The 20,279-nt window shown below is 34.6% G+C and carries 18 protein-coding genes and 1 pseudogene; 7 read left to right on the forward strand and 12 right to left on the reverse strand.

Features of this window, described 5'->3' with window-relative positions:
- Positions 1-69: 69 nt before the first annotated feature.
- The 7 genes from BLP44_RS22990 to BLP44_RS15400 form a co-directional block, all read right to left on the reverse strand.
- Positions 70-240, reverse strand: a complete 171-nt coding sequence (locus BLP44_RS22990; RefSeq protein WP_164085593.1) for a DUF5908 family protein — start codon at positions 238-240, stop codon at positions 70-72.
- 6 nt (positions 241-246) lie between these two features.
- Positions 247-717: a phage tail protein gene (locus tag BLP44_RS15375; protein ID WP_091134259.1), complete on the reverse strand. Its 471-nt coding sequence runs from the start codon at positions 715-717 to the stop codon at positions 247-249.
- On the reverse strand, positions 704-1,174 hold the full coding sequence (locus tag BLP44_RS15380) for a phage tail protein (protein ID WP_008469163.1): 471 nt from the start codon (positions 1,172-1,174) through the stop codon (positions 704-706). The genes BLP44_RS15375 and BLP44_RS15380 overlap by 14 nt, the downstream gene beginning before the upstream one ends.
- Positions 1,175-1,223: 49 nt before the next feature.
- Positions 1,224-2,801 carry a phage tail sheath family protein gene (locus BLP44_RS15385; RefSeq protein WP_091134261.1) on the reverse strand — a complete coding sequence of 526 codons (1,578 nt, stop codon included), beginning with the start codon at positions 2,799-2,801 and terminating at the stop codon, positions 1,224-1,226.
- A gap of 36 nt (positions 2,802-2,837) precedes the next feature.
- A complete protein-coding gene (locus BLP44_RS15390) occupies positions 2,838-3,659 on the reverse strand; it encodes a hypothetical protein (protein WP_091134262.1) in 822 nt (273 codons plus the stop codon).
- Positions 3,656-4,225 (reverse strand): Pvc16 family protein, encoded by a 570-nt coding sequence (locus BLP44_RS15395; protein ID WP_091134264.1) that lies wholly within the window; start codon positions 4,223-4,225, stop codon positions 3,656-3,658. Before BLP44_RS15395 ends, BLP44_RS15390 begins: the two co-directional genes overlap by 4 nt.
- 372 nt (positions 4,226-4,597) lie before the next feature.
- The gene (locus tag BLP44_RS15400; protein ID WP_091134266.1) at positions 4,598-5,458 is read right to left on the reverse strand and encodes a helix-turn-helix transcriptional regulator; all 861 of its coding nucleotides are present in this window, start codon (positions 5,456-5,458) and stop codon (positions 4,598-4,600) included.
- Positions 5,459-6,192: 734 nt separating this feature from the next.
- Between BLP44_RS15400 and BLP44_RS15405 the strand changes: the two genes are divergently transcribed.
- Positions 6,193-6,435 (forward strand): hypothetical protein, encoded by a 243-nt coding sequence (locus BLP44_RS15405; RefSeq protein ID WP_008469153.1) that lies wholly within the window; start codon positions 6,193-6,195, stop codon positions 6,433-6,435.
- 9 nt (positions 6,436-6,444) lie between these two features.
- Here the strand turns inward: BLP44_RS15405 and BLP44_RS15410 are convergent, their stop codons facing one another.
- Positions 6,445-6,948 carry a DNA-deoxyinosine glycosylase gene (locus BLP44_RS15410; protein ID WP_091134268.1) on the reverse strand — a complete coding sequence of 168 codons (504 nt, stop codon included), beginning with the start codon at positions 6,946-6,948 and terminating at the stop codon, positions 6,445-6,447.
- A 416-nt stretch (positions 6,949-7,364) separates the two neighbouring features.
- On the opposite strand from BLP44_RS15410, the gene BLP44_RS15415 reads away from it, so the two are divergent.
- Complete coding sequence (locus tag BLP44_RS15415) at positions 7,365-7,694, forward strand: hypothetical protein (protein ID WP_091134270.1); 330 nt, start codon at positions 7,365-7,367, stop codon at positions 7,692-7,694.
- Positions 7,695-8,358: 664 nt separating this feature from the next.
- Here BLP44_RS15415 and BLP44_RS23265 read toward each other — a convergent pair.
- The 4 genes and pseudogenes from BLP44_RS23265 to BLP44_RS15440 form a co-directional block, all read right to left on the reverse strand.
- Positions 8,359-8,463: pseudogene (locus tag BLP44_RS23265) on the reverse strand (XRE family transcriptional regulator); the annotation flags it as partial.
- A 45-nt stretch (positions 8,464-8,508) separates the two neighbouring features.
- A complete protein-coding gene (locus BLP44_RS15430) occupies positions 8,509-9,066 on the reverse strand; it encodes a GNAT family N-acetyltransferase (protein ID WP_091134274.1) in 558 nt (185 codons plus the stop codon).
- Positions 9,067-9,192: 126 nt separating this feature from the next.
- A complete protein-coding gene (bioB, locus tag BLP44_RS15435; RefSeq protein ID WP_091134276.1) occupies positions 9,193-10,182 on the reverse strand; it encodes a biotin synthase BioB in 990 nt (329 codons plus the stop codon).
- 108 nt (positions 10,183-10,290) lie between these two features.
- Entirely contained in the window at positions 10,291-10,761 is a 471-nt protein-coding gene (locus BLP44_RS15440) for an Lrp/AsnC family transcriptional regulator (RefSeq protein WP_091134278.1), read from the reverse strand.
- A gap of 188 nt (positions 10,762-10,949) precedes the next feature.
- Here BLP44_RS15440 and BLP44_RS15445 point away from each other — a divergent pair, with 188 nt between their 5' ends.
- From BLP44_RS15445 to BLP44_RS15465, 5 genes are all read left to right on the forward strand, one after another.
- The gene (locus BLP44_RS15445) at positions 10,950-11,765 is read left to right on the forward strand and encodes a DUF1338 domain-containing protein (RefSeq protein ID WP_091134280.1); all 816 of its coding nucleotides are present in this window, start codon (positions 10,950-10,952) and stop codon (positions 11,763-11,765) included.
- Positions 11,766-11,803: 38 nt separating this feature from the next.
- Entirely contained in the window at positions 11,804-13,357 is a 1,554-nt protein-coding gene (gene amaB, locus BLP44_RS15450; RefSeq protein WP_091134282.1) for an L-piperidine-6-carboxylate dehydrogenase, read from the forward strand.
- A gap of 69 nt (positions 13,358-13,426) precedes the next feature.
- Positions 13,427-15,433 (forward strand): MGH1-like glycoside hydrolase domain-containing protein, encoded by a 2,007-nt coding sequence (locus BLP44_RS15455; protein ID WP_091134284.1) that lies wholly within the window; start codon positions 13,427-13,429, stop codon positions 15,431-15,433.
- 211 nt (positions 15,434-15,644) lie between these two features.
- Positions 15,645-17,777 (forward strand): beta-galactosidase, encoded by a 2,133-nt coding sequence (locus BLP44_RS15460; RefSeq protein ID WP_091134286.1) that lies wholly within the window; start codon positions 15,645-15,647, stop codon positions 17,775-17,777.
- A 132-nt stretch (positions 17,778-17,909) separates the two neighbouring features.
- Positions 17,910-20,207 (forward strand): aminotransferase class III-fold pyridoxal phosphate-dependent enzyme, encoded by a 2,298-nt coding sequence (locus tag BLP44_RS15465; RefSeq protein WP_091134454.1) that lies wholly within the window; start codon positions 17,910-17,912, stop codon positions 20,205-20,207.
- The last annotated feature ends 72 nt before the right edge of the window (positions 20,208-20,279 follow it).

A 20,279-nucleotide genomic window follows, 5' to 3' on the forward strand; every position in this document is an offset into this window, starting at 1 on the left:
AGCCTGTTAAATGTTTTCTCTCGCAGATTTCGCTGATCATGCAGGTTTTTTTAATCTTTTGATGTGGCTTTAACGTTTATAGCTATTCTCCTGATTTTTCTCTGCAATTAATCTTTTACATTCTTCCAGCAGCTGTTTTCTCAAAATGGAAAATTCTCTTTCTTTGGTCAGAGCCAAATTCTTCGCATTTGTTGTTACGATTTCCGTTTTGATAATGAGTTCTCTTATTTCGATTGGCATAATGGTCTACGTAAAAAGTTTATTAAAGTTGGTATCCTTAGAAATGTCAAAATAGGTGTAAGCCAGTTCAATAGATTCTATCGCAATGTTGCTTTCCTGAGAGTTTAAATCAGAAACAGAATATTTTACCGGATAAGCGTTGTTAAAAGTCCATTGCATGCATACTACACCAGAGGCATTGAGCAATTTTAAGATCACATTTTTGGGCTGTATTGGGTTTGATAATCCTTGATCGATGCAGTTGGCGCACCAATTGACCAACTGAGATCCAGCAGGTACCATAGCTCTTTTAAGCACTAAGTTTTGACTGTTAGAAATGGTTGGGAGGCGATATTTAAATCTATTTTCGCCTCCGCAAACAATTTCTTCTACGCTTAGTTCTTTAGAAATTCCAGATACCTCTTTGAAAGCCGCATCTACACCCGCAAAAGAGAGTGTAAAATAAAAGCTTACAGGATAATCATTACTTGCCGCCATTTTTAATGATCAGCTGTTCGTGTGCAATTTCTATAGTGTCTACTGCAACCTCGTTACCGTCAGATTTCAAATCGGTGCTGGTGATTTTGGTTGGCCAGGCATTGTTTAAAGTCCATTGCATGGTGACACCGCCTTTTTCGTCCAATAATTTTATTAGAACGGTTCTTCTTTTAATCGTATTCATTACGACTTGCTGATGCCAATCCCAAAAAGTATTATCGTTTACAAAAATTCCGCGTTTCATGGTTACGTTTCCATATTTGGTAATGCCAGGCATTTTTTCTACAGAAAAAAGAGGACTGTTACTTTTGCGATATTCTATAATTTGATTTTCGACATCCATTCCTGTAACTTCCTGAAAAGCTACTTTTGTCAATTCTGTTCCAAGATCTACTTCGAATCTAAACTTTGGCATGGGCCATGTTGCGCCTTGTACGCTTCCGTCATCTGTTGCCATATTATTTTATTTTAAATTAAAAATTTGCTTAATTAAGAGTATTATTTGATTAACTAGAAGTTGCCATTTGCTGTTGAAATGTCAGAACGATAAATTCGGCAGGATGAACAACAGCAACTTTTACAGTTACATTCATGAAACCATTTAGTATATCATCTGCAGTCATTGTCGAACCTAATCCGCAGGCTACAGAAAAGGCTTCAGAAGCGCTCGCTCCCTGTAAACCTCCTTGTTTCCAAATCGAACTAAGAAAACTGCTAATCATTGAAATTACAGCTTCCCAAGTGTTTTTATCATTAGGCTGAAATACATATGCCTGAGCCGCAAGTTTGCAAGATTGCTCTAGGAAAATCATGGTTCTTCTTACAGGAATATATCTCCAATCCTGACTATTCCCGTCAAGTGTTCTAGACCCCCAGATTAAAATGCCTAAACCGTTAAATGTTCTAATCGCATTTATCGATTTACCAGAAACAGCATCAACGTTTAAATTGGCTTGCTGGCTTTCAGAAAGAGAAATCGGCAATGATGATACGCCCACAAAAGAAGTATTTGCAGGAGCTTCCCACGGACCAACAGCGTTATCAACAGTAGTAATAACTCCTGCCATAGCTCCACTTGGAGGAAGAATATTAGCATCGGCCAAAATATGCTTAATCATAAGAGAGTAAGTCTGGCTGGCAATAAGCAATGCATTGTGATTTTGCGTCACAGTCAAAGTGCTTGACGGACTTTGGATATTGGCAATAATCGATGCAGCGGCTGGGTTAGGAGCACTTGGTGGATTAAGAACTGCTTCAAGCTGTTTCAAATCTCCGCCAAACAAATTTGTATAATCAATATCAGAAGTTTGCATTATCGTAGTTCCTATAAAAGGATAATAAGCCATTCCATAGTTTAACCCAACAGAACCTGTATTCATTCTGAAATTGGAAATATCCTCCGTATACAAAATAGGATCTGGAGCGTCGCCGCCAATAATGTCAAACAAGCACATTGCAGTCTGCATTTGTGTAGCCTGAAGCAGCATAGATTGCATTAGAGTTCCGTTGTCTTCTACGCTTAGCAAAGTGGCTTCTGGGCAAATGTACATGGTTGGCTCTTGTTCATTCAGCAATAAAGAAAGACCTTTTGTCAAATCATTCAGCTGTACATTTGGATTTACAACAGGAATGCCTGGAGTTCCTGCTTTTTGTGACGGAGGGCCATAAGAACCAACAGAAACAATATAAGCATCTCCACCTCCATTTTCATAAAATAGTCTTACGCTATTGTATAAATAATACACCGTGTTAGGATCTGGAACAATTGAATAGTACGTTCCTGCAATCAGCATGTAGTCTCCCTTTAGGGGCTGACTCTTTTCTGCTACCAGATAGTATTCAGGGCTGTATTGTTTGGACGGACTTGCTGGCGCAGGTGGATCCGGCAAACAGAAAAAAGCCTGAAAATCAGCAAAAGATGTGATTTTTACTGGCACATTCGTATACGATTTTCCTTCGTATGCGGCCTGTGGTGTGTACCCTATAAATGCTGGTATAGCCGTAGCAACTCCAACAACAGAATTGGGAAAAGCATTTAATTCTTGAATGTAAACACCAGGAGTTTGAATGGTAGATAAATTCATTGATTTTAGTTTTTAATGTTCATTTTTAATAGTTTTTTATAGATAGATATACATTGGTGATGCGACCTCGTTTTGGTCGCTGTTCTCGATAATTCCGACTCGGGAGACATCTGGACACGGAAGTCCTTTTATAATTACTTTGGGTTTTATATTGTTTTGATTTGCAGATGATGAACTGTTTACCAAATCAAATTTATATTTTGGCTTTTCGCTAAGTGTGATATAGGTTTTATTGGAAGTAAACAATAATGCCGATTCTCCAGTTTGGATTGTTACATTTTGAGGACCGTCAAAATGTATGTTTTCCTTTTCTGTAATCGAAGGATTATTGAGCTGTACAGCATTTTTATTTATAAAATAATATTGCCATTGTGTTGCTCGTGCAGTAAAGTTTATTTTAAAAAGAGGAGAATGGGCTGTTAGTATATCTTCGAAATAAATTTTTAAATGGCCAAAATGAGAAGAAATTGGTTTGTTCTCTAAGGTTTGGTTTAAAATTATTTTACCATTATTGTTTATATTTTTAGGATCCTGACTGGAATACGTAATAGCTCCAATCCAGTTTATGGGCAATGTGGTAAAGAGAATAAAGTTTGGATTGCTGCATTTGATATCAAACTCAAAATAATTTTGCTGTGTTGTCGTAGAAATATAATTTAATAAGTCTGATAGCGAAGATTTTGTATTAGAATATAAATCAAATCCGTTGGAGACAAGATTCATTTTGAATCCGAATTTTTTTAATGTTTTGTCAGTCGTATGATTGGGAATAAAGTGGAGACAATTGCATTTTCCGTTATCAAAAAAAGTATGATAAGCTGCAATGCTAAAGATTTGTATGTAATTGCTCTGTATCATTTGACGATATTATTACTGGTATTTTTTACAGACGGTATGATTTCCATAATTTCGTGAGCCTGAACTTTTATCAGTTTCATTTTATAAATAATCGAAGGCTGATATTTCGTTGCCATTGCTGTCCATAAACTGTGCATCTGATGATAGGAGATCTTTTCGTATTCAAATTCTAATCTGCTCAAACCATCTGGAATAGAAGAGGAGGACGATGCATCGATATAATTGTTAATCTGAAAGAAGACAATTATAGCATCCAGAAATTTTAAAGATTCGGTGTAATCCTCAAAATTGCTGCTAATGAGCAAGTCTATATTATATCTTTCTGTTGGATTAAAATTGGAATAGTTGCCACTTTCTAACCTCTGATTTCTGACATAAAAAGGCTGATTGGTTTCTTTTTCAATATTGATAAGAGACAAAACCACTTTGTTCTGATTTGCTTTTGGCAAAGTCCCGCTTGGTTCAATGAGATAGTTCAAAACAGTTTTATCTTCGGTCAAACCAAAACGGTTTTTTAAAAACTGTCCCAGTAATTTATTCGTAAATTGAAGTGCCTGGTTGATCATCGCATTTAACTCTTAGGATTAATGAAGTGCCGTAACTAAGAAATTTAGCTATTGGTAGTTGTAAAAGTAGCTGAGAATTAGATTTGTACGAAAAATTTGTAATATACTTTTCATAGACAAAACCATAAGAGATTGTGTGTTTTTTGTAGACAAAATGTAGACAAAGTTTTTTTTGTCTATACTTTGTTACAAATTGAAGTGTAAGACATTAAAAATTGTTATTTTACTAAGAGAAAAAGCGACAAAAAAGTAGAGATTTAAGTTTAGAAACAGAGGTTTGAAATCAGAAAATTGAGGCATAAAACCTCTTTTGCAATGCCAATCATAAGAAAGCATGCAATTGTTGGAAAGCGAAATGAAGGAAAGGAAATTTTAAGAAACTGTTCTTAAGTATGAAATGATATCATCTTCTTTTTTAAGAGTTAATTTCTTTTTTAGACGATATTTATGAGTGCGAACGCTTTCTTGATTGATGCCAAGAAGATTGGTAATATCATTGTTGCTCATATTCATTTTAATATAGCAGCAATATTTTAAATCTCTAGAACTTAAAGAAGGATGTTTTTTGGCAAGAGCCAGAAGAAAATTAGGATTTGACTGTTCAAAATAGATTTTAAAATCATCCCAAAGTTTATTGTCGTTTGCAACGGTTTTGATCGAATTTACAATAGACATTAATTCAATTCTCGTTGCATCATCCACATTAGGATAGAGATACGAAATGCGTTCTTTTATCTTTAAGAGAACTTCAACCTTTTGGTCAAGTTCCATTACATAATGGCTTAATTTATCGGAATCATTCTTCTGTATTGCTGCTTCTGCAAACGACGCGGTAGGCATATTTTGTGATTCCGTTTTTTTTAAAAGAAAAATAGAGCGTATTCTATAAATTAAAAAATCGGTATTCTGAATCTGATTAAACGGATAAGTGAAAACGATACTTTGTTTAGACCAGCATAAAGATTCGCATTCATAATTTTGAGTCAGATATAGAATTGGAAGATCCCTTTTGTCAGAACTGAAATTGGTGTCATTTAAAACAAGTTTGTTTTGTTTAAAACCCAAAATTACCAAATCAGGATTTAAAGAGTTTATCGTATTCTTTAAATCAACTCCTCTCGAAACTGTGACCGTAGAAAAAGCATAATCAGAGACTATAGATATTGCATTCAATATCACAGTCAATATAGTGATATCGTCACATCCAATTACTATAGATTTTTTTTCGAGCATCTTTGGGGTGTTTGTTGCTTCTTATGTAATATTAATTTTTAATACGACATACGAAATGAAAAATAAATAATAACATTTTCTTGCCATAAAGCCGATTTAATATCCAATAGAGCTTAACTAATAGTTTATACAAAAAGTCATTTCTCTAGTAAACATTAAAATGGTTTTATAACTTGATTTAAATTCAATTAAAATATTTGGATTAAATAGCGGCTTGTAAAAAGGAGTGTAAATTTATTTAATCTATAGGAATATTACTATGAGTAGTATTACCTGTTTTTGTATTTTCTGTGTTAATTAACATTTTTTTAAAGGCAAATATCAATTTTCCAAAAAACTGAGTTTGTTTTGACTTATTGAACTTATGTAGAGATGTTTATAATATAGATTAAGCTGCGCCTTTATGATATTCTTTTTGTATTTCATTGGTTGAATTCCACTATCGTAGGGTTTTTGCCAATGATGATGAGGTACAGATTTATGTGTATCATGTGATAACAACCTGACTTTTCATTGTTTCATTTTAACGGTTCAAGGTTCATTTTACTATTTCTGGTTTCAGATTATAATCTGAAACCATTTCTATTGTTTCAAATAAGAAGATTAAAGTTTTTCACTTTAATTTTAAGTATTATTTCAAAAGCAGTTTTTCTTACATAAAAGAAGAGCTGCCACCAATTGAGTATGTATGAACTTATAAGGTAAAATAAAGTATTAATTTAAATACAAAACCTATGGCCGCCATTCCTGATGAATTGTACAATGTTAAGTTTGCAGCGTATTTTGATTCAATGAAAGAATTGTATATACTCGATCAAAAATTTAAAGTAATATGCGATGCTTATTGCGCAAGCACGGCTAAAACTGAGCTTTATAAGGATAAAAGCGAAAAAAACTTTCGACGCAGAATGAAATTTGAGAATCTGTCAAGGGAGTTAGAAGAAGAAATTCTTTTCTACATTATGCGTAATAGGTAATTGTTGCTATTAATCTTCATTTTTTGAAAGCCTTATTTTTGATACGACTTTCCATTGTTCCATTTTTTCAGCTGTAGTTAATCCTGCATTTAGTCCGCTAGTGGAGGGTAGTGTTATATAAGTAATTCCATCTTGCGGTACAGAATGTTTGTGAAAGTATTTTGCGGCGGCTTTGCTTTCAAAAAAGACGTATTTTATGTTAGGAAACTGTTTGTGCAGATTCTCAAAATCGTTAATAGTTTCTTCTGTTATTTTGGCGTCGCTGCTTCCTTCTCTTTTGCAGCTTTTAAGGACATTCCAAAGTCCAATATTGTATTTTTTGACGAGCGCTTTACGATCTTCATAAGAAGTGCTGAACTCTTCTTCAAAAATAGCAAACAAAATCTTCCAGAAAAGATTGCCTCTGTTGGCATAGTATTCTTGCTTTGCAATAGATTGCTCACCCGCCATGGTGCCCATAATTAGGATAATTGTGGAATTGTCTATTAATGGTGGGAGGGCGTGTTTTAGCATGAGTTTTTTGTTTTTGTAAAATTAGGGATAAAGATTTGAAATGAATAATCATCAAATTATAAAGATACTTGTACCGAAAAGCTACGCAAATTTTGATTGGTTTTTAAAACATGGAAATCAATAAACCTCTGTAATTTATATTAAATTTAGTTTTATAGTCGAAGTCTTTTAGATATTTTCGTTTTCTTAAAATGAAGATGAGGTGGCGCAAAGTTAGTTTCTAAATCTTTCGAGATTGATTAGAGTTTAGGCGGAGATTACTTTGCGGATCGGGGTGAAACAAAATCGCAAGGATTTTCATTTAAAGCAAGTGAAGGAATTAAGTCTATAAAATCTTTATATTAAACTTATAAAAAAAATATTATTATAAGCTTTGTAAGATATGTTTAAATTTGACTTTAAGAACTTTTTAAAGTATGAAAGATAAGTTAAAGGTATTTAGTGTTATAGGATTAATAATTTTGGGAATCTACTGTATAGCAACTAAATTAAGAGAAAAGGAGTTGCAAAACATTGATTTCATTAATAAAAACTATAAAATTACTAAAGGTGTAGTTATTAAAAAATCTATCCAAAAGGGAAATCATATCAGAGTTAGGTATTATGTTGGAGATAAAGAATATATTGGTATTGATGGTTTTACTTCTTCTCAAAAAGTTAATGAGGGAGATACTATTTTGGTTAAATATTCATTTTCAAAACCAGAGTTAATGATTTCACAGTTTAATGAACAATTTGATAGGTGATAATATCTATAGTTCTTGGGAAGATAGTGTAGGATGCTCGCTCTAGCAGAGTATTACTAATCTTATTTGAATTTAAATATGATAAAATTAATTATTCGTTTTTTATTGGTAGTGGCAACATGTGTTGTTTTATTTAGATATAAATATCTGGATAATTATGATCTAATAATTGAAGTTTTTTTAATTATCGGTTTAATCTTAAACTACGGGAAAAATGAAAATACTGTTGAAGCACTTTCTAATTATTTTTATTGGCTGATAATGATCTTCCTAATTTTTTTGCATACTAAGATTGATCTTTTCAGTTTTATTGATGCTTTTATAATTCTTTTAGCATTTAAAACGTTTGTTTTGTTTTTGAATTATTTCAAATATCAAAAAGTAGCTGTTGTAAGCTCATATTTAAGCAAGATTTGGATTTTTACCTTTTATTTATATTTAACTGAAATTATATTAAACAGCACTCATGGCTTTAGAAACTTATTTTTTAATATCGGAATAATTTCTGCAATTGAAACAATTCTAATAATTTCTAGAAATAAGGAATGGAAGCTTAATACTGTCAGCTTTTGGTAGTGTATTTGTAAAAAAGAGTTTAAAACAAAAACATAAAAAGAGATTTAAAAAAGTCTGCCTTTTATATTGAACTAATATCTGGTATAGCTTATTTACCGACTAATTTCTCAAGCCTAGGCATTATTTCATCTTTCTCTTTCAGCATTCTCTCAAACAAAGCAATTTTTTCTTCGTGAAGTTTTTTCAATTCTTCATGAAGCATATGTTTTGCTAGATATTATATCTTTTTTAAAGAATATCAAAATGTTGTTCTCTCATCCCATTCACGTTTCAGCATAGCATACTGAAACTCGCTTCCCCATTTTCCTTTAAAGAAAATATTTTCAATAAAGTGTCCTTCTTGTTTAAAACCAGTGCTTTTTAATAGATTGATAGAAGCAATGTTTTCTGCATCTACAATTTCAACTACTCGGTGAATTTGTTTTTTATCAAATAGAAAAGCTAAAATGCCAAGTAAAACCTCTTTTGCAAAACCTTTCTTTTGTTCAAGATGAGAAATCGTTATTCCGATTTCGGCAATTCTTGTGTCGTATTGGTCAAGTTTAATGGCACAATCGCCAATAAGCTGTTTAGTTTCACTATTTTCAATTCCGTATTGCACCCATTCTCCAGCTTTTCCAAAATGCTTCGTTGCGTTTTCTTCAATAAAGTTTTTGGCTTCTTCAATTGTCATAACATCAAAACCTTGATATTTGGTAACCTCAGGATTTGAACGGTATATATGAAAATCGGATAGATCTGATAATTTTAGGTGTTGTATATTAAGTCGTTTGGTTTGTATATTTAATATTTCCATTGAGTAAATTTCTGCTCGCAATAATGCATTCCAAATATATTTAAATATTTTTTGAAATACGATCTAAAGAAACGGCGCAGTTCAGAAAGCTTTCAGAACTGCGCCGTTTTTATATTTCTCAGTATTTTAAACCACCGAACAAGCACTTTTATTTTCTTTAACCAAAGGCTTAAGTCCAAGATTTTGAAACATCTGCATATCTTCAGAAAGACCTGGATTTGGCGTCACCAATAGCGTTTCGCGCTCTCCCGTAAAAATAGAATTGGCACCTGCCATAAAACACCAAGCTTGTTCTTCTTCGGTCATTTCGATGCGTCCTGCACTTAAACGAACAATAGATGCAGGCATAACAATACGCGCTGTAGCAATCATTCGAACCATATCCCAAAGAGGCACTTTTGGGTTATTTTCTAGCGGAGTTCCTTTTACTCTCGCCAAAGCATTTACAGGAACAGATTCTGGATGAACGGGCATGGTAGCTAACGTTAAAAGCATAGAAATTCTATCGCCATCAGATTCTCCAAGACCAATGATTCCGCCTGAGCAAACCGTGATTCCTGCTTTTCTCACGTTGTTAATCGTATCCAAACGCTGATCAAATTTGCGAGTGCTGATTATTTCATCATAATAACTTTCTGAAGTGTCCAAATTATGGTTGTAAGCATAAAGACCCGCTTCTTGAAGACGTACAGCTTGTTCTTCGGTAAGCATTCCGAGCGTGCAGCAAACTTCCAGTCCAATATCGTTTACACCTTTTACCATTTCGATAACGCGATCAAAATCTTTGTTATCTCGAACTTCGCGCCAAGCTGCAGCCATACAGAAACGAGAAGAACCGCCCTCTTTTGCTTTTTGCGCATGTTCCAATACTTTTTCTGTAGGAAGAAGAGCTTGCACTTTAATATCGGTATGATATCGCGCTGCTTGTCCGCAGTAAGAACAGTCTTCTGGACAGCCGCCTGTTTTTATAGAAAGTAATGTGCTAACCTGTATTTCTGAAGGTTTATGAAACTCTCTATGTACAGTAGCAGCATTATAAACCAATTCTAATAAAGGCTGATCGTAGATTGCTTGAATTTCTTCTTTTTTCCAGTCGTGTCTTATTTGCGTGCTCATTTTATTTGATATGCTTTAATGATTTTTGGTCAAAAATATCATTTTACTGTATCATCAAAATGTACCACTTTTTATATTTTGAGTAGACCGGTTAGAAAGCTGTATATTCTAAACAGGAAGATTTTTTTCAAAAGCAGAACCAAAAGAGAAAAAAGAATCGGTGCTTCCAACGCCTTCAATTTGGTGAATTTGTTCGTACAATATTTTACGAAGTTCTTCATTATTGGCTGCAACGATTTTAATGAATAAAGCATAATTGCCAGAAACCCAATGGCATTCTACCACTTCGGGAATTTGCTTTAGTTTTTCTGCAATAGAATAGGAGAAATGAGCTTCTTTTGTAACAATTCCGGTGTAGGTAATGGTTTCAAAACCAACTTGTTTTGGATCCAATTTTACAGAAAAGCCAGTTATTACGCCAGATTCTTGCAATTTGCGAACTCTTAAGTGGACCAATGAATTGGAAATGTTTAATTCGCGTGCCAAATCAGAAAAAGCAATTCTTCCGTTTTCGCTTAGTTTCTGTATGATTTCTCTATCTAAAAAGTCAATATTTTCATTCTTTTTAATCGTTGCCATATGCTATGCTGATTTATGGATTCTATTATTTTGACAATTCTTTTGGTAAAACAGGTTTTCAAAGTGTCAAAATTACAAAAAAAAGAGTTCAAAGTGTCGAATTGTAAATAATCGTACAGGTATAATGTTATAATAACAGTATTATCTATAGATTTGTGTCATTATAACACTATTTAACAAACTTAAAAATGGATAAGAATCAACTACTTACGAAACTTTGGGAGCAATATATTGAGATTACTCCATCTGCATTGAAAATACACGAATTACTGGAAGAAAAAGGTGAAGAAATTTTAAATGACCATATTGCAATTCGTACTTTCAATGATAAACGTGTAAATATTGAAGTATTAGAAAAAGCTTTCATAAATGTTGGCTACGAAGCAAAAGGGGAATATTATTTTGAAACCAAAAAATTATATGCTAAACATTATGAAAATGCTTTAGATAAAAATGCACCAAGAATTTTCATTTCAGAATTAGAATTAGAAAAATGCTCAGCAGAATTGCAGGAAAAAGTGCAACAGCTTTTAGACAACTGTGATCAAAATGTATTCAACGATCCGAATTTGGTTTTAAGCGGAGCGGTTTGGAAAGGAAATTCGCAAGCGGTTTACAAATCATTACTAGAAGAGTCTGAATACGCGGCTTGGATGTATGTTTATGGTTTTAGAGCCAATCATTTTACAATCAATACCAATGCTTTAAAAGGATTTAAAACTTTAGAAGAATTAAACAATTTCTTAGAAGCTAGCGGATGGGAACTAAATGCTTCTGGCGGAAAAATTAAAGGAACTCCAGAACAGCTTTTGGAACAATCAAGCACATTGGCAGATTTATACGATGTTGATTTTGAAGAAGGAACATTAAAAGTGCCATCATGTTATTATGAATTTGCGTTGCGTTATCCAATGTCAAACGGAGAATTATACCAAGGTTTTGTGGCTTCATCGGCAGATAAAATATTTGAAAGTACCGATGTAAAACTTCAAAAAACAATATAATATTCAGTTAATAGAAAACGCATAACTAAAAGTTTATAATGGCAATAGAAGAATTAGAAACTACAATAAAAGAAGCTTTAAAAGAATTAAACATAAAAGACATAAATGAAGGAACTTCAACGGGATTGAATAACTTTTCTAACGGAGAAATTCTAGAAAGTTATTCTCCTGTTGATGGAAAATTAATTGGAAAAGTCAAAACATCAACTCCAGCTGATTATGAAAAAGTGATGGAATCGGCTAACGAAGCTTTTAAACAATTCCGATTAATTCCTGCGCCAAAACGTGGCGAAATGGTACGTCAGTTTGGCGAGAAATTACGCAAGAATAAAGAAGCGTTAGGAAAACTGGTTTCATACGAAATGGGTAAATCTTTGCAGGAAGGTTACGGAGAAGTACAGGAAATGATTGATATCTGTGATTTTGCGGTTGGACTTTCGCGTCAGCTGCACGGCTTAACGATGCATTCGGAGAGACCGGGACACAGAATGTATGAGCAATATCATTCTCTAGGAGTTGTCGGAATTATTTCTGCATTTAATTTTCCAGTTGCCGTTTGGGCTTGGAATACCGCTTTGGCTTGGGTTTGCGGAGATGTTTGCGTTTGGAAACCGTCTGAAAAAACACCGCTTTGTGCCGTTGCCTGTCAAAATATTATGGCAGAAGTGATAAAAGAAAACAATTTGCCAGAAGGAATTTCGTGTTTAATTACGGGAGATTATAAAATAGGAGAGTTGCTGACCAATGATAAACGTATTCCGTTAATTTCGGCTACAGGTTCTACTAGAATGGGTAAAATTGTGGCGCAGGTAGTTGCAGGACGTTTCGGTAAATCATTATTAGAATTAGGAGGAAACAATGCCATCATTGTAACACCCGATGCAGATTTGGAAATGACAATTATTGGTGCCGTTTTTGGCGCCGTAGGAACAGCGGGACAAAGATGCACTACAACACGTCGTTTGATTATTCATGAGAGTATTTATGATAAAGTAAAAGAAGCTCTTGTTTCAGCATACAAACAATTGCGCATCGGAAATCCGTTGGACGAGAAAAATCATGTCGGACCTCTTATTGACAAACAAGCAGTTGAATTGTATAATGAAGCTTTGAAAAAGGTTGTCGCGCAAGGAGGAAAAATTCTGGTTGAAGGCGGTGTGCTTTTTGGTGAAGGATACGAAAGCGGTTGTTACGTAAAACCCGCCATTGCAGAGGCTGACAATTCATTTGAAATTGTGCAGCACGAAACTTTTGCGCCTGTATTGTATCTGTTGAAATATTCTGGAACGGTTGAAAATGCTATTGCAATCCAAAATGATGTGGCTCAAGGATTATCATCGGCAATTATGACAAATAACTTAAGAGAAGCCGAATTGTTTTTATCAGTTGCTGGTTCTGACTGCGGAATTGCAAATGTGAATATCGGAACATCTGGCGCTGAAATCGGTGGTGCTTTTGGAGGTGAAAAAGAAACTGGAGGCGGAAGAGAATCCGGTTCTGACGCTTGGAAAATTTACATGAGAAGACAAACCAATACAATCAATTATGGTGTTGGCGTGGCATTATCTCAAGGGATAAAATTTCATTTATAAAATGAATTTTGCCAGTAAAATAACAAGTTCTATATTTAAATAAAAAACACTTCATAAAAATGAAATAACATGTACAAAAAGAAATTTTTTTTGATTCTTGTATTCTTTTTCATCATCTCGTCGAGCTGGTCTCAAAAAGGCTTTTCCATTTTAGAATCAGCTAAAAACAGTATCAATTTTAAAGGAAATCCAACAAATGCTACAGACAGAAAATCTCTTGCGTTTTCTGATAAAGGCGCTTGGTTCGCCTTCGGATTTTTAGATGTTTCAAATGTTCAAGCAGGTTTTTCGGGGCCATTTTTAATGACCGAACAAAACGGCGTTTGGTTAAGTTCTTCTTTTGTTTCATTGCAATTAAAAGATGAAAAAGGCCAAGATATTATCGACTGGAAAAGCTCATTGGTAGCACAAAACAGTTATAACAGTCATCTAGAACAGCAGTTTAAAAATGAAAAATTAGAAGTAAAACAACAACTGGTGTTTTTATCTGGGCATTCGGCTCTGCAAAGAACAAGCATTACCAATAAAACGGCAAAGACAATTACGCTTTTTCCGTCTTATAATGCGTCTCTTTTTCTAGATGATTTGCAATTGTCTAATGAGAAAAACACTTTAAAAATTGTTTCTTCAAAAAGCATAGCGGTTGGTTATATTCAGTTTCTAAAATCAAATCCAGAAATTGAAATTACCAAACAAGGATATAAGGCACAAACGGAGAAACTGGTTTTAAAACCAAATGAAACTAAAGAAATTGTAGTTTCACAAACTTTTATTTTTCCGCAATATTCTTGGAAAACGGAAAACGAAACGATACAGAAAACGGTATTCACTACACTGTTAAACAACACACAAAAAGAAAAAGAAAAACAGCTGGCACAACTTATTGCCAAAAAGAAAAACATTTACAAAGATCACAGTTATTCAGATTTGATTGCAAAATTGGTGCTGACTTTACAGAACAACACCAGAATTCCAGCAGAAGGATTGAAACATGGCGGTCTTTTTCCGAGTTACAATTACGAATGGTTTCATGGTTTTTGGGCTTGGGACAGCTGGAAACATGCCGTTGCAGTAGCCAATTATGATGCCGAATTAGCCAAAAATCAGATGCGTGCTTTATTCGATTATCAGGATCCAAATGGTTTTATTCCAGATTGCATTTACAGAAATAATCTTCTAGAAGAAAACAATTACAGAAATACAAAAGCACCGCTTGCTGCTTGGGCAATTTGGAAGATTTATGAAAAGACAAAAGATGTTAATTTCATAAAAGAGTTTTACCCAAAGTTGACTTTATATCACAATTGGTGGTACAAAGAACGTGATCACGATCAAGATGGTTTATGCGAATTTGGTTCGACAGACGGAACTGTGATTGCAGCAAAATGGGAAAGCGGAATGGATAATGCTGTACGTTTTGATGATAGCAAAATCTTGAAAAATGGCGAAAAAGCGTATTCATTAGATCAGGAAAGCGTTGATTTAAATTCGTTCTTATTTGCAGAGAAAAACTATCTCAGTAAAATGGCATCAGTTTTAAAATTAAATGATGAAGCTAAAAAATGGAAGAATGAAAGCGATGCATTAAAACTCAAAATTCAAAAGCAATTTTGGGATCCAGAAACAGGTTGGTTTTATGACACCACAATTGACGGTAAAACATTGATAAAAGCAATGGGATGCGAAGGATATTGTCCGATTTGGGCAGAAGTAGCTGCAGCCGAACAAGCCAAAGCAGCAAAAAACAATATGGTTGATCCAGCGAGTTTGAACACTTTTGTGCCTCTGCCAACATTGGCTGCTAATCACCCAAAGTTTAAACCAGATAACGGATATTGGAGAGGACCTATTTGGCTTGACCAAAGTTATTTTGGCATCAACGGATTAGAAAAGTATGGATACACGAAAGAAGCAAATGAATTGGCCTATAAACTGATGCATAATGCTGAAGGCGTTATGGACAAAGGAACTTCTATCAGAGAAAATTATCAGCCCGTAAATGGAAAAGGATTGGAAGCTTACAACTTCAGCTGGTCGGCTTCGCATTATTTAATGCTGCTTTTAGAGGATAAATAATATAAAGCGTTGGTTTTTAATACATAGCAACATAATTTACTAGACTCATAATTGTAGCGGTGAAAGACGTTCTACTTTTCTTAAGCAAACATAGCTATGTGTTAGAAACTAGTTTCTTTCACTTTATCTTTTTTAGAAATAAAACTATGTTTCTATGTGTTTAATTTAATAAATCAACAACAACAACAACAACAACAACAACAAAACTAACATGTCTAACCACAAAACTTTAACCAAAATTATATTAGCAGGATTGCTTATGGCAAGCTGTAATTTAACACCTGTTTTTGCTCAGAACAAAAAGGGGGCGGTTTCAGAAAAACAGGATCCGCAACGTTTTTTCTCCAAACCAAATTTAATGCAGATTGGAGTTTATTATTATCCAGAGCAATGGCCTAGAGAACAATGGGAACGCGATTTAAAAAACATCAAAAAACTGGGTTTTGAGTTTACGCACTTCGCTGAGTTCGCATGGACTTTTATGGAACCCGAAGAAGGAAAATACGATTTTAAATGGCTGGATGATGCTTTGGCTATTGCCGAAAAACAAGGCTTGAAAGTCATCATGTGCACACCAACGCCAACTCCTCCAGCATGGATGGGAGAAAAATATCCTGAAATTTATCTGGTAGATGCAAGCGGACGCAGAAGAGAACACGGAAATAGAGCCAATCAATCTGTTTCTAATGAAAAATACAGAGAGTTTGTAGCTAAAATTGTGACCGAACTTGCAAAAAGATACGGCAATAATAAAAACGTTATTGGCTGGCAAGTTGATAACGAACCAGGAGCACCAGACGATTTTAGTCCGTCCGCACAAAAAGGATTTCAGAAATGGCTTAAAGCGAAGTATGGTACAATCGAAAAATTAAATGCGGAGTGGGTAGCGAGTTTCTGGAGCATCAGATACAATAATTTTGAACAGATTGCGATTCCAAATGCAGAGATTTATTTTGAAGACAAACTAAGTCCACATGCTGTTTTGGATTTTAAACGTTTTACAGCAGATTCTCAAGCAGAATATTTGAATTTGCAGGCAGAAATACTTCGCAAATATATTGATCCAAAACAATGGATTACGACCAATTATACCAATGTAGTTTACGGGGCAGATCCTAGAAGAACAGATAAAATGGATTTTGCAACTTATACGATGTATCCTGTAAGTGGAAGAAACAATTTAGGCGGACAAAATTTTAGAATGGGACATCCTAATAAAATTTCAGAAGCAAATGATTATTACAGATCCATAAATGGCGTTACAGGAGTAATGGAAATGCAGCCGGGACAGGTAAACTGGGCAAGCATTAATCCGCAACTGCTTCCGGGAACAGTCCATATGTGGATTTCTCAGGCTTTTGGCGGCGGCTGTTCTTTTACTTGTACGTACAGATACAGACATCCGCTTGGAAGCAGCGAAATGTATCATGACGGAATTGTGGGTACAGATGGCGTGACGTTGACAACAGGCGGAAAAGAGTTTGTTCAGTCAATTGAAGATATGAAACTGCTTCGTAAAGAGTACAATCCAAAAGCAGTAATTCCGCAGGAAATAGCGAAGAGAAAAACAGGATTTTTATGGAGTCACGAAAATCTGTGGGATTTAGAAAACCAGAAACAAACAGAATTTTGGAGTACTTGGAGACATAGAAACATCTATAGTTCAGCTGTAAAATCGACTGGTGCTCCAATGGATTTTATCACAGAAGAGAGCGATTTTTCTGCATATCCGTTTATTGTTGCCCCAGCGTATCAATTAATTGATCAAAAACTGGTGGACAAATGGACGAAATACGTCGAAAATGGTGGAAATTTAATTCTTTCCTGTCGAACAGGCCAAAAAGATAAAAACGGCCATTTCTTTGAAGCCAAATGGAGTGCGCCAATTGTACCTTTGATCGGAGCAGATGTTGAGTTTTTTGATATGCTCGTTGAAGATGTAAACGGAACTATAAATGCTGGAAACAATACTTATAAGTGGAATGTTTGGGCAGATGTTTTAAATCCGAAACAAGGAACTGAAGTTTTGGCTTCTTATGCCGATCAGTTTTACAAAGGCAAAGCGGCGGCGATTACCAGAAAATTAGGAAAAGGAACCGTTACTTATATTGGAGCTGAAAGTAAAGACGGAAATCTGGAAAGACAATTAGTAAGAACTGTATACGAACGTGCAAAAGTTGCCATTGAAGATTTGCCAAAAGGAGTTTATGTAGAATGGCGTGATGGTTTTTATGTGGGTGTGAATTATACCAATGAAACTATTAATCTGCCAATTCCTGCAGGAAGCAAAATATTGGTGGGAAAAAATCCATTAGAACCAGCTCAGGCTGTAATTTGGAAATAAAATTTGCCGCTAATAATTTTTAATAAATGCCACGAATTACACTAATTTACACGAATTAAAGACTTGAAAAATTAGCGCAAATTCGTGCAATTAGTGGCTAAAAAAAAACAAAAACAATTTAATAGAATAGCAATGATTTTTTCAGAAACAGTTATTCAGTACTTGGTAAAAGAACATTACGGATTAAATGTAGCCGTAAAAGCATTAAATGGATATGACGAATTGAATTTTCTCTTGTCCGATGACAAAAATGAAAAATACATTCTCAAAGTATCAAATGAGAGTCATTCATTTCCATTTTTAAAGGCACAAGCTTCAATTTTGAGGCATCTTGGCAATAGTGCTATTTCAGATTGTTTTCAGCATTTTTGCCTTAATAAAAATGGCGAGGGACTGACTGAGATACTAACAGATTCCCAAACCTATCATATTAGAATTCTCAACTTTCTGGAAGGTACTTTTTGGGTAGACGAGAAGAACAAAAACAGCGAGCTCCATTATAATCTAGGTTCTTTTTTAGGTAATATGGATGCTGTATTAGCTAATTTTTCGCATCCAGCAATGCATCGCAATTATACTTGGGATATTAGCCGTGCAAGTGAAGCAGGCGATAATTTAAAGTATATTCTAAATCATGAAAGAAGACGTATTGCGGGTTATTTTTTATTGCAGTTTGACACCGAAGTGCTGCCGCAGTTGCATCGTCTAAGACACGCCTATATTCACAATGACACAAATGATTATAATGTTTTGGTGAAAGACAATCGCATTAGCGGACTGATTGACTTTGGCGATATGGTTTACACGGCTTTAATCAATAACCTTGCGATTGCCTGTGTGTATGCGATGCTTGATGAAGAAGATCCGTTAGCTGTAGCGGCAACCATTGTCAAAGGATATCATAATTCGTATGCGCTTACCGAACAAGAATTGGATCTTTTGTATTATTTAATTGCAGGAAGACTTTGCATTAGTGTGACACAATCTGCTTACAATGCATCGTTAGACAGTAACAACGAACACCATTTTGTTACCGAAAAACCAGCTTGGGATTTGTTATATAAATGGATAAAAGTAAATCCAATCAAAGCGCAAGATGCGTTTAGAAAAGGGTGTGGTTTTGATGGATTAATCAATGATAACGATTATTCGGAGCTTCTTGAAATTAGAAAACAGAAAATAGGAAGAAATTTAAGCATTGGTTACAAAGAAAAATTAAAAATTGTAAAAGGAGCTTTGCAATATTTATATGATGACAAAGGAAGAACTTTTGTTGATTGTGTAAATAATCCATCGCATGTTGGACATTGCCATCCGGTTGTGGTTAGAAAAATGCAACATCAAATAGCGACTTTAAATACAAATACGAGATATTTGAATGACGCCATAACGGATTATGCGCAAAGGTTGACGGCAACTTTACCTGAAAAACTAAGCGTTTGTTATTTTGTAAATTCTGGTAGTGAAGCCAATGATTTGGCTATTCGTATGAGCCGTCATTTTACCAAACAAAAAGATATTATCGTACTCGATCACGCTTATCACGGAACTTCGACGGTCGCAATGGAAATGAGTCCGTATAAATTTGACAGCAAAGGCGGTTCTGGTCAAATGCCTTGGATTCATAAAGCAATTAATCCAGATTTGTATCGAGGTCCTTATAAATATGGCGATGCAGAAGCAGGAGAAAAATATGCTGCAGATGTACAGCGAATTATCGAAAATTTAAAGAAAGAAAATAAGGCGCCAGCAGTTTTTATCTGTGAAACTTTATTAGGAGTCGGCGGTCAAATTCCGTTGCCAGAAAACTATTTAAAAACTGTATATGAATATGTTCGTGCGGCAGGAGGAGTTTGCATTGCAGATGAAGTTCAAGTTGGTTTTGGAAGAATTGGAGATCATTTCTGGGGATTCGAATTGCAAAATGTGGTGCCAGATATTGTTGTCTTAGGAAAACCAATAGGAAACGGGCATCCGTTGGCAGCTGTAATTGTAACCGAAGAGATTGCAGAAGCTTTCAACAATGGCTTGGAGTACTTTAATACTTTTGGCGGTAATCCTGTTTCTATGGCTACAGGATTGGCTGTTTTAGATGTAATTCAGCAGGAAGAAATGCAGCAGCATGCATTGGAAACTGGTAATTATTTGATGGATGGATTAAAAAAATTAATGCATAAATATCCTATCATTAGTGATGTTCGAGGACACGGATTATTTATTGGAGCAGAAATGGTAAAAGATAGAACTACAATGGAACCTGCCATTCCTGAAATAGATATTGTAGTCGAAAAGCTGAAAGCCAAAGGATATTTGTTAAGCACAGATGGACCTCTGCACAATGTTCTAAAAATAAAACCGCCAATGCCATTTAATAAACAAAATGCTGATGAAATGGTGCAATTACTTGATATTGCATTGAGCGAATTATAGTTTTTTAAACGCATAGAAACATAGATTTTTATCTTAAAAAAAGACACAAAAAAGAAACTCGTTCTTAACACA

Source organism: Flavobacterium anhuiense, from assembly GCF_900101855.1.
Taxonomy (GTDB): domain Bacteria; phylum Bacteroidota; class Bacteroidia; order Flavobacteriales; family Flavobacteriaceae; genus Flavobacterium; species Flavobacterium anhuiense.

What these genes read in the sequence shown, in the direction of transcription:
- BLP44_RS15440 (WP_091134278.1), bottom strand. Translation starts at nt 10,761, where the DNA reads ATGGCAACGATTAAAAAGAATGAAAATATTGACTTTTTAGATAGAGAA.
- BLP44_RS15390 (WP_091134262.1), bottom strand. Translation starts at nt 3,659, where the DNA reads ATGATACAGAGCAATTACATACAAATCTTTAGCATTGCAGCTTATCAT.
- BLP44_RS15415 (WP_091134270.1), top strand. Translation starts at nt 7,365, where the DNA reads ATGAAAGATAAGTTAAAGGTATTTAGTGTTATAGGATTAATAATTTTG.
- amaB (WP_091134282.1), top strand. Translation starts at nt 11,804, where the DNA reads ATGGCAATAGAAGAATTAGAAACTACAATAAAAGAAGCTTTAAAAGAA.
- BLP44_RS15385 (WP_091134261.1), bottom strand. Translation starts at nt 2,801, where the DNA reads ATGAATTTATCTACCATTCAAACTCCTGGTGTTTACATTCAAGAATTA.
- BLP44_RS15395 (WP_091134264.1), bottom strand. Translation starts at nt 4,225, where the DNA reads ATGATCAACCAGGCACTTCAATTTACGAATAAATTACTGGGACAGTTT.
- bioB (WP_091134276.1), bottom strand. Translation starts at nt 10,182, where the DNA reads ATGAGCACGCAAATAAGACACGACTGGAAAAAAGAAGAAATTCAAGCA.
- BLP44_RS15380 (WP_008469163.1), bottom strand. Translation starts at nt 1,174, where the DNA reads ATGGCAACAGATGACGGAAGCGTACAAGGCGCAACATGGCCCATGCCA.
- BLP44_RS15410 (WP_091134268.1), bottom strand. Translation starts at nt 6,948, where the DNA reads ATGCTAAAACACGCCCTCCCACCATTAATAGACAATTCCACAATTATC.
- BLP44_RS15430 (WP_091134274.1), bottom strand. Translation starts at nt 9,066, where the DNA reads ATGGAAATATTAAATATACAAACCAAACGACTTAATATACAACACCTA.
- BLP44_RS15455 (WP_091134284.1), top strand. Translation starts at nt 13,427, where the DNA reads ATGTACAAAAAGAAATTTTTTTTGATTCTTGTATTCTTTTTCATCATC.
- BLP44_RS15445 (WP_091134280.1), top strand. Translation starts at nt 10,950, where the DNA reads ATGGATAAGAATCAACTACTTACGAAACTTTGGGAGCAATATATTGAG.
- BLP44_RS15375 (WP_091134259.1), bottom strand. Translation starts at nt 717, where the DNA reads ATGGCGGCAAGTAATGATTATCCTGTAAGCTTTTATTTTACACTCTCT.
- BLP44_RS15400 (WP_091134266.1), bottom strand. Translation starts at nt 5,458, where the DNA reads ATGCTCGAAAAAAAATCTATAGTAATTGGATGTGACGATATCACTATA.
- BLP44_RS22990 (WP_164085593.1), bottom strand. Translation starts at nt 240, where the DNA reads ATGCCAATCGAAATAAGAGAACTCATTATCAAAACGGAAATCGTAACA.
- BLP44_RS15460 (WP_091134286.1), top strand. Translation starts at nt 15,645, where the DNA reads ATGTCTAACCACAAAACTTTAACCAAAATTATATTAGCAGGATTGCTT.
- BLP44_RS15405 (WP_008469153.1), top strand. Translation starts at nt 6,193, where the DNA reads ATGGCCGCCATTCCTGATGAATTGTACAATGTTAAGTTTGCAGCGTAT.
- BLP44_RS15465 (WP_091134454.1), top strand. Translation starts at nt 17,910, where the DNA reads ATGATTTTTTCAGAAACAGTTATTCAGTACTTGGTAAAAGAACATTAC.